Genomic DNA, 13,541 nt, shown 5'->3' on the forward strand with positions numbered 1-13,541 from the left:
AGCCCAGGGCGGCCACCGTGGCGCTCATAGCTCCGGGCTCCTGCTACGCAGGAGCACGGGTTTTACTCGAACGGTTTGCGCGCGGCGGCGGCCTTGCGGCCGTCCGGCGTCAGCCAGCCTTCGTCGCCCAGCCAGTCCATCAGCCGGTCGGGCCAATGCTGCAGCGACAGCCGCTCCGAATGCATCGCGACGTTGAAGCCGTGATCGGTGTCGGCGAACATGTGCAGTTCGGCCGAGACGCCCGCCGAGCGCAGCTGCTGGTAGAGCGTCAGCGTCGGCGTACCGCAGCATTGGTCGAGCGAGCCTGCCGCGAGGAAGGCCGGCGGCGCACCCGCGACCGCCTTGGCGGGGATGCCGAGCGGCCCCGGATAGACCAGCACCTGGAAATCGGGCCGGGCGTCGGCCGCGTCGATCGCATCGGGATGCGCCGGCGGCGGCGGTGCGGGGTTGTCGGCGACCAGCGAGACCAGCTCGCCGCCGGCCGAGAAGCCCATCAGGCCGATGCGGTGCGGGTCGACGCCATAATCGGCGGCATGCGCGCGGACCCAGCGCACTGCACGCCGGGCATCGGCCGCCGCATCGCGCTCGATCTGGTAGGATGAGCCCTCGGCGCGGGCGAGGCGGTATTTCAGCACGAATGTGGTGATGCCGGCCCGGTTAAGCGCGCGCGCCGGCTGCACGCCCTCGTTCACCCAGACGAGCATGCGATGCCCGCCGCCGGGCACGATCACCACGCCGACGCCGTTGGCGTGGGTCGGATCGGCGCGATAGACGGTCAGCGACGGATCGTTGACCAGCCGCACATAGGTATCGACGACCTTTTCGGGCTCGCCATGATGCGCTTCGGCGCCCGGCGCGCCGTTCGGCCAGAGCAGGATGGTCGGATGATCGGCCGGCGTGCCCTGCGCCTGTGCAGTGCCCGCCGCGGCGAGACAGGCGAACATCGCCGTCAGGATGCGGGTCACAGGCTGGCCTCCAGTTTCTCGCGGATGCGCGCGCACAGGCGATCCGCCGGTTCGCGCGCGTCGAGGATGATCGCCGGTTCGTCGCTGCCCGGCAGCTCGAGCGTGTCGAGCTGGCTGTCGAGCAGGCTCGTCGGCATGAAATGGCCCGGCCGCTCGGACATGCGGCGCATCAATTCCTGCCGGTCCGCCTCCAGCAGCACGAAGGTGATCGGCATCCCCGCCGCCTCGCGCAGCCGGACGCGATAGCTGCGTTTCAGCGCCGAGCAGGCTGCCACCGCAGTCCCGCGTTCGATCACCGCCTCGCCGAGCGCGCGGCCGAGCCGGTCGAGCCACGGCCAGCGATCCTCGTCGGTTAGCGGCTCGCCGCTGTGCATCTTCGCGACGTTGGCGGCCGGGTGGAAGGCGTCGCCCTCCAGAAACGGCGCGTCGAGCGTCCCCGCCAGCATCGCGCCCAGCGTCGATTTGCCGCTGCCGCTAACACCCATCACTACGATGGCGCGATTCCCCATCAGGCCCTCTCCCCCATGAGGCTCTATCATAGTCTGGGCTTTACCCGCCGCCGTTGCAAACCCGCCACTAAGACCTTCGTCGCGGATGATGCTGTTAGCGCTAATCTTTATCGCGCCACCCTTAAGGACCGCGCGCCATGACGCGGTGCCGACGAGGAGGCAGGCGGATGCGCGCGATATGGTGCTTGGGGCTCCTGATGGGTGCGCTCGCAGGCACGAGCGTGTCTGCGGCATCGTCGGTGCTGGCGACGCGCCCGGACGATCCGCGCGCCGTGACGGTGAAGGGGGTCGGCGATGGCCGCGCCGACGACACCGGCGCGATCCAGGCGGCTATCCAGGCCTCGCGCGGGCATACGGGCGAGGGCATCGTGTTCCTGCCGTCGGGCCGCTACCGCATCAGCCGCTCGATCCTGGTGCCGCAGGGCGTGCGAATCTTTGGTGTCGGCCGGACGCGCCCGGTGCTGGTGCTGGGCGACAACACGCCCGGTTTCCAGAAGGGCGTCGCCACGATGGTGGTCTTCACCGGCGGCGACCAGTACGATGTCGGCAAGGTGCCGGTGCCCGTGCCGAGCACGGTGCCGTTCAACGACACGATCCGCGACGCCAATTCGGCGACCTTCTATTCGTCGATGAGCAACGTCGACATCGAGATAGGCGCGGGCAATCAGGGTGCTGCGGGCGTGCGCTTCCGTGTGGCGCAGCACGCTTTCCTCACCCACATGGACTTCCGCCTCGGATCGGGCTTCGCCGGAATCTATCAGGCGGGCAACGAGTGCGAGGATCTCCACTTTCACGGCGGTCGCTACGGCATCGTCACCGAGAAGACCTCGCCGGCGTGGCAGTTCACCCTGATCGATTCCACTTTCGACGGGCAGCGCGACGCCGCGATCCGCGAGCATGAGGCGGACCTGACGCTCGTCAACGTCGCGATCCGCGACGTGCCGGTCGGGATCGACATCGACGAGGGCTATAGCGACAGCTTCTGGGGCAAGGACGTCCGCTTCCAGAACGTCCGCACCGCCGGCATCGTCATCTCGAACGAGAACAATGCCTTCACCCAGATCGGGTTCGAGAATGCGGTCGCCACCGGCATGCCGACCTTCGCCCGCTTCCGCACCAGCGGCAAGACTGTGGCCGGGCCGGCGGCGAGCTATCGCGTCAAGGAATTCACCTACGGCCTGACGCTCGCCGGGCTCGGCGCGCCCGGCACCTACCAGACGAAGATGGACGCCGTCCGCACCGCAGGATTGCCGGCTGCGCACGCGGCGGCGATCCGCGCGCTGCCGCCGACGAGCGATTGGGTGAGCGTGCGCACGCTCGGTGTGAAGGGCGACGGCACGAGCGACGATACCGTGGCGCTGCAGCGCGCGATCGACACGCACCGCGTGCTGTATTTCCCGGTCGGCTTCTACATGATCTCCGACACGCTGAAGCTGCGCCGCGACAGTGTGCTGATCGGCCTTCACCCCAGCCTCACCCAGATCCAGCTGCCCGACAACAGCCCGGCTTTTGCGGGCTTGGGCGGCCCCAAGCCGATGATCGAGACCGCGAAGGGCAGCGACACGATCCTGTCGGGCCTCGGCGTCTTCGGCGGCCGCATCAATCCGCGCGTCAACCCGATCTTGTGGCGCTCGGGCGAAAGCTCGCTGATCGACGATGTGAAGATCCAGGGCGGTGGCGGCACCTTCATCGCCGACGGCAAGCCGCTCGGCGTCTATGCGCGGCCCGGCGGCGATCCGATCGCCAGCCAGCTGATCGACGCGCAATATCCCGGCCTGTGGGTGACCGATGGCGGCGGCGGCACCTTCGCCGACATCTGGGCGCCGAACACGCAGGCGCAAAACGGCCTCTACGTCTCGAACACCAAGACGCCGGGCCACGTCTACGAATTCTCGAACGAGCATCACGTCCGCAACGAGATCGTGCTCGACGGCGTGCAGAATTGGGAATTCCTCGCGCCGCAGACCGAGCAGGAAGTGGGCGAGGGCGGCGACGCCATCTCGCTGGAGGTGCGCAACTCGCGCAACATCCTGTTCGCCAATTATCACGCCTATCGCGTGACGCGGAACTACAAGCCGAATGCCAGCGCCGCGCGCCTCTACAATTCGGGCGATCTGCGCTTCCGCAACGTCCACGTCAATGCCGAGAGCGGCTACGCCACCTGCGACGACAATGGCTGCGCGACCTATCTGCGCACCAGCAAGTTTCCGTTCGAAAATGCCATCACCGACATGACGCACAAGCTGGAGGTGCGCGAGCGCGAATTTGCGGCGCTCGACGTGCCGCCGGTCGCCGCTGTCCCGGCAGCGCCAGCGTCGTCCGTCTTCCCGGCGGGCGCGAAGGTGGAGAAGCTGGAAGACGGCTTCTGGTCGATCTCCGGCGCGGCGGTGGATGCCAAGGGCACGCTCTACTTCGTCGATCATCGCTTCCAGCGCGTCTATCGCTGGGCTGAAGGCGCCGGGCTCGGCATCGTCGCCGATTTTCCGACCGATCCGGTCAACCTCGCAGTGGCGGCTTCGGGCGACCTGCTCGTCCTGTCGTCGCTCGGTGCCGAGGCCAGCGTCTACAGCCTGACGCCGGGCAGCGCGGACGGCCATATCACGCTCATCCCGCCGACGCCGGCCGCCGCGCATCCCGATGCGCGCACGTTGCTGCCGGGCAATTTCTGGAACAATGGCGAGTTCAAGGATCAATACGATCCTGCCACCGACCATTTCACGACGCTGGCCGAGATGTTCGCGCGCGACATCGGCGCGCCGAAGGCTCGGGAATATGTCTCGGCCGACGGAAGCGTCGTCCTGCCCGCCTTCCGCGTGTTCCAGCAGGGGCCGGTGACGCATCTCGGCTGGCGCTTTTCCGACACGCTCGACACGCACGGCTTCGTCTCGGCGAAGGTGGGCGAGCGCGTGTTCGTCGCCAATTCGTCGGAGAACGTGACCTATTCGGGCATGGTCGGCGCGGGCGGGGCGGTGACCGGGCTCAAGCCGTTCGCCAATCGCGGCGGCGAAAGCGTCGCGGTCGACGCGCAGGGCAATGTCTACGTCGCGAACGGCCAGGTGTTCGTCTACGCGCCCGACGGCCGCGAGATCGGCCGCATCGACGTGCCCGAACGGCCGCTTCAGCTCATCTTCGGCGGTCCCGACCGCCGCACCCTCTTCATCCTCGCCCACCACGCGCTGTTCGCAGTGCGCGGGTGACGGTGGCCAATTAAGAATTTCGTGGAGGAAAGAATGACCGAGACCCACCGCAGCACCGCGCGTCGCGCGCTCGCCACGGGCGTTGCGCTGGCTGCGATGATCTGCGCCGCGCCTTTGTTCGCGCAGGCGACGCCGGCGGTGCAGGGGCCGCCCGCTCCGGCGCCCGCGCCCGCCCCGAACGGCGGCCAGAATGCGACCAACGCGCTGCCCGATCCGGCCGCCACGCTGCCGACGCCGCAGGCGCAGGCAGGCGGATCGAGCAACGCCACGCCCGCCGACATCGTCGTCACCGGCACGCGCATCACATCGAGCGGCTATAGCGCGCCGACGCCGACGCAGGTGCTGAGCGCCGCCGCACTCGCCAAGAGCGCGCAGCCGAACGTCTTCACGACGATCGCCCAGCTGCCGTCGCTGCAGGGCAGCACCGGCGCGACCGTCGGCACCAACAGCACGTCGAGCGGCACGCAGGGCCTCAGCTCCTTCTCGCTGCGCGGCCTCGGCACGATCCGCACGCTCACCCTGATCGACGGCCAGCGCGTCGTCGGCGCGAACGTCACCGGCGTACCCGACGTCAGCCTGTTCCCGCAGTTGCTGATCCAGCGCGTCGACGTGGTGACCGGCGGCGCATCGGCCTCCTACGGCTCGGATGCGGTCGGCGGCGTCGTCAACTTCATCACCAACAAGCATTTCGAGGGCTTCAAGGCCAACGCGCTCGGCGGTGGCACCACCTATGGCGACGACCGCAATTACACGTTCCAGGCGGCCGCGGGTAAGTCGTTCCTCGACGGTCGGCTGCACGTGGTCGTCAGCGGCGAATATAGCCACGAGGATGGCGTCCCCGCTTACGGCTTCGGCGAGGGGCCGGGGCCGAACGGGCGCGACTGGTATTCGACCGACACGCTCATCAACCGCGGCATCACCAACGACGGTAGCCCGCAATACCTGTTCCGCCAGCACGCGCAGGCCTATCAGTACACCAAATACGGCCTCATCACCTCGGGCCCGCTGCAGGGCACCGCGTTCAACATGGCGGGGCAGCCGTTCCAGTTCCAGTACGGCTCGAACGGTGTCCCGGCCAAGAATGCGGCCGGCAACGTCAGCGGCTGCTATAATGGCTTCTGCGTCGGCGGCGATCTGTCGGGCAATGTCGGCAACGGCACCAGCCTCCAGTCGGAACTGACCCGCTGGGACGGCTATGGCCGCGTCGGCTTCGATATCGCGCCCGACAACGAGATCTACGCGACGGTGAACATCGCGCGCGTCGGCTCGCACAACACCCCCAATCCGGGTGCGGCCAAGGCGGCGAGCCTGACGATCCAGTGCTCCAACCCCTATGTGCCGTCGTCGGTGCAGGCGGCGTGCGCCGCGAACAACATCACCAGCTTCCAGTACGGCGTCAGCAACGCGATCTTCCCCGAGAACATCGACGTCAATCCGGTGCGCCAGCAGTATCGCGGCGTGCTGGGCGCCGACGGCAAGTTCAGCGTGTTCGGGTCGAGCTGGACCTACGACGCATATTACGAGCATGGCGAGAACATCACCGACATCCACGTCCGCAACATCACGCTGACGCCGCGCTACAATGCGGCGATCCAGGCGGTGGTCGGCGCCAACGGCCAGATCACCTGCGCCAGCGCGGTCGCGGTGGCCGCTGGCTGCCAGCCGCTCAACATCATCGGCGGCGCGACGCCGAGCGCGGCGACGATGGCCTATATCGAGCCCGGCAACGGACCGTACCAGCATACTCGCCAGACGCAGGATGCGGCGAGCCTCAGCTTCAGCGGCCAGCCGGTCAACCTGTGGGCGGGGCCGCTGTCGGTCGCGTTCGGCGCCGAATATCGCCGCGAATATTACAAGGTGACCGCCGATCCCTATGGCAACGGCGTGTCGGCCGACAGCCCGTACACCAACCAATATCCGTCCGATCCGCTGCTCAGCACGGCGGGCAACAACTGGTATGCCGGCAATTATCACGACGGCCACGGCAAGTATGACGTCTATGAAGGCTTCATCGAGCTGAACACGCCGCTGTTCGATTCGCAGACGATCGGCAAGGCGAACCTCAACCTCGCCGGGCGCGGCACCCACTACAGCACGTCGGGCACGGTCTATACGTGGAAGATCGGCGGCACGTGGCAGACGCCGATCCAGGCGGTGCGCCTGCGCGCCGTCACCTCGCGCGACGTGCGCGCGCCGAACCTGTCGGAGCTGTTCGCGGCGCCGATCGCGACGACGGTGCCGAACATCACCGATCCGTTCAACAACCGCGCCGTCACGATCATCCAGAACACGATCGGCAACACCGCGCTGCGGCCTGAAATCGCGCGCAACACCGAGGCGGGCATCGTGCTGTCGCGGCCCAGCTTCCTGCCGGGGCTGAGCCTGTCGTTCGATTATTACCGCATCAAGGTGAAGGGCGTCGTCTCGTCGCTCAGCGCGCAGCAGCAGATCAACCTCTGCTTCTCGGGCGTCACCGCCACCTGCGGCTCGTTCAACCTCAACAACACCAACGGCGCCAATTTCGTGAACGTGCAGGCGTTCAACCTGGCGTCGATCTTCACCGACGGCTTCGATATCGAGGCGAGCTACCAGTTCGCGCTCGATCGCTTCAAGCTGCCGGGCCGGTTCAGCGTTCGCGCGCTTGCGACCAACGTCCGCAACTTCATCCAGGATACCGGTCTGCCGGGCACGATCCCGACCCAGCTCGCGGGTGTGAACGCCGGTGCCACGCCGACATGGAAGCTGCTCGGCACCGAAAGCTGGGATACCGACAAGTTCAGCTTCACGCTGACGCAGCGTTGGTTCAGCGACGGCGTGTTCAGCAACGAATATGTCGTCTGCACGACGAACTGCCCGGTTTCGACCGTCAACAACCCGACGGTCGACTATAACCACATGCCGGGCGCCTTCTACTTCGACGTCGGCGGCTCGTATAACATCACGAAGAAGCTGACGGCCTATTTCAAGGTCGACAACGTCTTCAATCATGATCCGGCCGGTTCGCCGCAGACCAACACCGGCATCGACGTCAATCCGCAGCTGTATGACGTGCTCGGGCGCATGTACCGCGCCGGTATCCGCTACAACTTCTGATGACCTAGGGACGCGGGGCGCGCGCTGCGCCTCGCGTCCACCCCGCCATCCCTTGCCATCGGCCGCCGATCCGGTAGGTCGCGCCGGTTTCGATCGAAGGTGGCGGCGGCATGAGCGTGTGGGATTTCTGGATCGATCGCGGCGGCACCTTCACCGACGTGATCGGCCGCGATCCCGACGGGCGGCTGCACGCGGCCAAACTTCTGTCCGAAAACCCGGAGGCCTATCCCGACGCGGCGGTGGCGGGCATCCGCCAGCTGCTCGGCCTCGCCGCCGATGCAATCCTCCCCGCAGGGCTCGTCGGCGAGGTGCGGATGGGCACCACCGTCGCGACCAACGCATTGCTGGAACGCAAGGGCGACCGCACCCTGTTCGTCACGACGCGCGGTTTCCGCGACGTGCTGGAGATCGGTTACCAGAACCGGCGCGACATCTTCGCGCGCGAGGTCGTCAAGCCGAGCTTGCTCTACGAGGCGGTGATCGAGGTCGACGAGCGCGTTCGCGCCGACGGCACGGTCGAGCGTGCGCTCGATATCGACGCGGCCGAGCCGGCGCTGCGCGATGCCTATGCGCAGGGCATCCGTTCGGTCGCGATCGCGCTGATCCACGGCTATCGCTATCCGGCGCACGAGGCGGCACTGGCTGCGCTGGCGCGCGCGATCGGCTTCACCCAGGTTTCGGCAAGCCATGCCGTGTCGCCGCTAGTCAAGCTGGTCGGCCGCGGCGACACGACCGTGGTCGATGCCTACCTCTCGCCGATCCTGCGCCGCTATGTCGAGCAGGTCGCCGGCGCGCTCGATGTGGGCCGCACCGGCATAAGGCTGAGCTTCATGATGTCGTCGGGCGGCCTCACCGCCGCGCACCTGTTTCAGGGGCGCGACGCGATCCTGTCGGGCCCGGCGGGAGGCGTGGTGGCGCTGGCGCGGACGGGCGAGGCGGCGGGGTTCGATCGCATGATTGGCTTCGACATGGGCGGCACCTCGACCGACGTCGCCCATTATGGCGGCACGTTCGAGCGCGCGCTGGAGACCGAGGTGGCCGGCGTGCGGATGCGCGCGCCGATGATGCTTATCCACACCGTCGCGGCAGGCGGCGGATCGCTGCTGGCATATGACGGCATGCGCTTCCGCGTCGGCCCGGAATCGGCCGGCGCCAATCCGGGGCCGGCCTGTTACCGGCGCGGCGGACCGCTCGCGGTGACCGACGCGAACGTCATGGTCGGCAAGCTGCTGCCGGATCTGTTCCCGGCGATCTTCGGCGTCGACGGGCGCCAGCCGCTCGATGCGGACGCGGTGCGACAGGGCTTCGCCGCCTTGGTGGCGAACGTGGGGCGCGGCACGCCGGAGGAGGTGGCGGATGGCTTCATCCGTATCGCCGTCGCCAACATGGCCGAGGCGATCAAGAAGATCTCGGTTCAGCGCGGCCATGACGTGAGCGGCTATACGCTCGGCTGCTTCGGCGGGGCGGGCGGGCAGCATGCCTGCCTCGTCGCCGACGCGCTCGGCATGACGCGCGTGCTGATCCATCCGCTGTCGGGGCTGCTCTCGGCCTATGGCATGGGTCTCGCCGAGCTGCGCGCAACGCGCGTCCGCACGATCGGCCTGCGGTTGGAAGAAGCGGCGCCGCTACTGGAGGGTTGGGGCGCGGACCTCGCCGCCGACTGCCTTGCGGAGCTGGCGGCACAAGGCGTGGCCGAGGATGCGGCGGACGTCCACGTCGTCGTCCATATCCGCTACGAAGGCACCGATTCGACGGTCGAGCTGCCGGCCTACAGGTTGCGCGCGGGCGCGATCGTTGACGATCGGCGGACGGGGCTGCGCACCGATTTCCTCGATACCTATCGCCGCCGCTACGGCTTCGTCGACGAGGCCAAGCCGCTGGTGATCGAGACGATCGGCGTCGAGGCGGTCGGCGGTGCCGCGCCCCTGATCGAGGCAGTCGACGCCTCGCCCCCGCGCCATATGGCGGAAGCCGGCCGGCGCACGCGCTTCTTCAGCGACGGCGCGTGGCACGATGCCGGCGTCTTCCGCCGCGCCGAGCTGGCGCCGGGCGCGATCGTCGCCGGCCCGGCGATCATTGCCGAGCCCAACCAGACGATCGTCGTCGAGGCCGGCTGGCAGGCCGAACTCACCGCGGGCGACGATCTGCTGCTCACCCGGCCGCAGCCGAAGGTGAATCAGGCCCCCATCGGCACGCACGCCGATCCGGTGATGCTGGAGATCTTCAACAGCCTGTTCATGTCGATCGCCGAGCAGATGGGCGTGACGCTCCAGAACACGGCTTATTCGGTCAACATCAAGGAACGGCTGGATTTCTCCTGCGCCATCTTCGACGCGGCGGGCGAGCTGGTGGCGAATGCGCCGCACATGCCGGTCCATCTCGGCTCGATGGATCGCTCGGTCCAGTCAATCGCCGCGCAGAACGAGGTGATCCGGCCGGGCGACGTGTTCGTGCTCAACGCGCCCTATAATGGCGGCACGCACCTGCCCGACGTGACCGTATGCACCCCAGTGTTCGACGAGGGCACGGGGCGGCTGATCTTCTGGGTGGCGAGCCGCGGCCATCATGCCGACATCGGCGGTATCGCGCCGGGATCGATGTCGCCCGATGCGCGCACCATCCGCGAGGAAGGCGTCTACATCGACAATTTCAAACTGGTCGACGGCGGTGCGTTCCAGGAGGAGTCGCTGCGCCACCTGCTGCTCGACGCACCTTACCCGGTGCGCAACGTCGCGCAGAACGTCAATGACCTGAAGGCGCAGGTCGCCGCCAACGCCAAGGGCGTCACCGAGCTGCGCCAGATGATCGGCGGCTTCGGGCTCGACGTGGTCGAGGCCTATATGGGCCACGTGCAGGACAATGCGGCGGAGTCGGTCCGCCGCCTGATCGACCGGCTGGAGCCGGGATCGTTCGAGTGCGAGATCGATCAGGGATCGGTCGTTCGCGTCGCCGTGCGGCCCGATCGCGAGCGGCGCGAACTGGTTGTCGATTTCACCGGCACCAGCCCGCAGCGCGACGACAATTTCAACGCGCCCGCGCCGGTCACGCGTGCAGTCGTGCTGTATGCGATGCGCGTGCTGGTGGACGATGCCATCCCGATGAATGCCGGCTGCCTGCGCCCGGTGAAGCTGATCGTGCCCGAAGGATCGGTGCTCGCGCCGCTTTATCCGGCGGCGGTGGTGGCCGGAAATGTCGAGGTGAGCCAGGTGGTGGCCAATGCGCTGTTCGCTGCGCTTAGCGCGCTGGCACCGGCGCAGGGGACGATGAACAACTTCACCTTCGGCGACGATGCGGTGCAATATTACGAGACAATCTGCTCAGGCTCGCCCGCCGGGCCGGACTTCGACGGCGCGGCCGGGGTGCATGCGCACATGACCAATTCGCGCCTGACCGATCCCGAGATCCTCGAGACGCGTTTCCCCGTGCTGCTCGAGGAGTTCGTCATCCGGCGCGGGTCGGGCGGGGCGGGGCGGCATCGCTCGGGCGACGGCACGCGGCGGGTGATGCGCTTCCTGCGGCCGATGCAATGCTCGATCCTGTCGGGCAGCCGCCGGATCGCCCCGCCGGGGCTTGCTGGGGGGGCGCCGGGCGAGACCGGCGTGAATGCGGTGCTGCGCGGCGACGGGACGGAGGAGCGGCTGGATAGCTGCGCAAGCTTCGACGTGGCGACGGGCGATCGCGTGTCGATCACCACGCCGACGGGCGGCGGCTTCGGCGAGCTATAAGCTAACGTGCTCCTGCGCGGGCAGGAGCCCAGGATAGCGGAGTGCGCCCCCTGCAGCTCTGGGCTCCTGCCTGCGCAGGAGCACGTAGATAATCAGAATTGCCCGTGCAGGCGGATCGCGAACACGCTCGCCGGGCCGCGGTCGCGATTGTAGCCGGGGTTGCCGACGAGCTGATAATCGAGTGCCACCGCCAGCGCCTCGATCGGCTTATATTGATAATAAGCCTCGCCGATCGCCTCGGCGCCTGGATGCGGCAGGCGGCCGTCGCCGACCAGCACGCCATAGCCGCCGGCGTTGAGATAGCGCTGGTGTGCCTGCGAGATGCCGTTGACGATCGCCGCTACCCCGATCGTGTCGCCATGCCGCCCCCAGCCGGCGCCGTCGATCGACAGGCCGATCTGGCCCGTGCGATCGATATCGGTAAAGTCGTAGGGCTCGATCTGGCCGTCCGCCACGCCGGCGCGCGCGAACAGGCCGATCGTGTCGGTCAGCGCCTGCTCCAGATTGACGCTCGCCCCCAGTCGCGTGCGTCGCGCGCGCACCAAGGCGGTGTCGGGTGCCGCAGCACCGGTCGCGGCGGCGAGCGCCAGCGCGTCGTCGTAGCGCCCGAAGCGGCCGCGATTGCGGAACATCGTGACCCGCACCGCGCCGTCGCGACCGCCGATGCTGTGGCGATGCTCCAGCTCCAGATCGAGCTGATACTGGCCGAACGAGCGCTCCAGCGTCTCGCCGTTCGGCACCTTGGAGAGGTTGAACGCGCCGAAGCGCAGCGTCCACGCGCCGCGATAGAGCTCGGCGGCGGCGCCGGTCGAATAGCCCCACGCATCGGCCGCATAATCGAAGCTGCCGACGTCGACTGCCGACCAGTTGAGGAAATCGCCGCGCGGGTCGTGCGCGTAGCGATTGGTGTCGAAGATGTCGCCGACGCTGACCTTGCCGAGGGTCAGCACCAGCCGGTCGGCGCGGCGCGTGCCGGCAAACTGGTTCTGCGCGCCCTCCACCTGTTCGGTCTCGCTGCCGAGGCCGATCGTCTGGCGGAAGAACAGGCGCTGGAGGCGCACATAAGGATGCTTCTTGCCGACCTTGTACGCCTCGGCGCTGGGGAAACCGGCGACGCCGAGCGTGTTGGACAGGCCGAAGCCCTGGTCGACCTCCGGATTGACCCACAATTCGCCGCCGGCCCACGGTCGCACGCCGGCATAGAGCGTCGCGTCGACCGTCTCCTTGCGCTGGTGCGGCGCCAGGCTGTTCTGCCCCTCATAAGGAGAGGGGAAGCCGGGCGTGCCCTGCAGCACGAACGTGCCCTGCCCATGCAGGGCCAGCCAGTCGGGCAGCAGCGCGCCGTCGTCGGCACAAGCGGGGCTGCCCGCCGTGGCTGCAAGCGCGGCAAGCGCGAAACCGATCCGCATTCCGTCCCCCTCGTTGCGATCGGCCGCGCCTACCCGCACTAAGTGTCGGTGTCGCGTCGGTTATTCGCTCGCGAACAGCTCGCGCTCGATCGCCTGGATCAGCGCGTCGTCGTCGGGAGCGGTATCGGGCGAGAAGCGCGACGCGACCTCGCCGTCGCGGCCGACCAGGAACTTCTCGAAGTTCCAAAGCACTTCCGGCTCGGGGTTCGGCGTCATGCCGTAGCCACTCAGTTTCGCGCGGAACGCGCCGGTATTGGCCGCCACCGGCGCGGCGGAGACCAGCTCGCGATAGAGCGGGTGCTTGTCGGGGCCGACAACCGCGATCTTCGAAAACATCGGGAAGGTGACGCCGTAATTGGTGCTGCAGAAGTCGGCGATCTCCTCCTCGCTGCCCGGCTCCTGCCCGGCAAAGTCGTTCGACGGGAAACCGAGGATGACGAAGCCCTCGTCCTTATATTTCTCGTAAAGCGCCTGCAGCCCCTCATATTGCGGGGTCAGCCCGCACTTCGAAGCGACGTTGACGACGAGCAGCACCTGCCCGTCATAATCGCTCAGGCTGCTGTCCTTGCCGGCCAGCGTCTTCACGGGCACGTTCTGGATGTCGGTCATGATCGGCTCCTATCGATATGGGCCAGCGTTGACG

7 protein-coding genes are annotated in these 13,541 nt (G+C 67.8%); 3 read left to right on the top strand and 4 right to left on the bottom strand.

Annotated features, from left to right (window positions below):
* Positions 1-62 precede the first annotated feature (62 nt).
* On the bottom strand, positions 63-965 hold the full coding sequence (locus K8P63_RS04045; RefSeq protein WP_223798586.1) for an alpha/beta hydrolase: 903 nt from the start codon (positions 963-965) through the stop codon (positions 63-65).
* Entirely contained in the window at positions 962-1,474 is a 513-nt protein-coding gene (locus K8P63_RS04050; protein WP_223798587.1) for a gluconokinase, read from the bottom strand. Before K8P63_RS04050 ends, K8P63_RS04045 begins: the two co-directional genes overlap by 4 nt.
* A gap of 197 nt (positions 1,475-1,671) precedes the next feature.
* Here K8P63_RS04050 and K8P63_RS04055 point away from each other — a divergent pair, with 197 nt between their 5' ends.
* From K8P63_RS04055 to K8P63_RS04065, 3 genes are all read left to right on the top strand, one after another.
* Complete coding sequence (locus tag K8P63_RS04055) at positions 1,672-4,671, top strand: glycosyl hydrolase family 28-related protein (protein WP_223798588.1); 3,000 nt, start codon at positions 1,672-1,674, stop codon at positions 4,669-4,671.
* 33 nt (positions 4,672-4,704) lie between these two features.
* Entirely contained in the window at positions 4,705-7,764 is a 3,060-nt protein-coding gene (locus tag K8P63_RS04060; RefSeq protein WP_223798589.1) for a TonB-dependent receptor plug domain-containing protein, read from the top strand.
* 110 nt (positions 7,765-7,874) lie between these two features.
* Entirely contained in the window at positions 7,875-11,489 is a 3,615-nt protein-coding gene (locus K8P63_RS04065) for a hydantoinase B/oxoprolinase family protein (protein WP_223798590.1), read from the top strand.
* A 92-nt stretch (positions 11,490-11,581) separates the two neighbouring features.
* On the opposite strand, the gene K8P63_RS04070 is transcribed toward K8P63_RS04065, so the two are convergent.
* Together K8P63_RS04070 and K8P63_RS04075 are read right to left on the bottom strand one after the other, a co-directional pair.
* Positions 11,582-12,898 (bottom strand): carbohydrate porin, encoded by a 1,317-nt coding sequence (locus tag K8P63_RS04070; RefSeq protein WP_223798591.1) that lies wholly within the window; start codon positions 12,896-12,898, stop codon positions 11,582-11,584.
* A gap of 60 nt (positions 12,899-12,958) precedes the next feature.
* Positions 12,959-13,507, bottom strand: coding sequence for a glutathione peroxidase (locus tag K8P63_RS04075; RefSeq protein ID WP_223798592.1), 549 nt, complete (start codon positions 13,505-13,507; stop codon positions 12,959-12,961).
* Positions 13,508-13,541 lie beyond the last annotated feature (34 nt).

The organism is Sphingomonas nostoxanthinifaciens (genome assembly GCF_019930585.1).
Taxonomy (GTDB): domain Bacteria; phylum Pseudomonadota; class Alphaproteobacteria; order Sphingomonadales; family Sphingomonadaceae; genus Sphingomonas_I; species Sphingomonas_I nostoxanthinifaciens.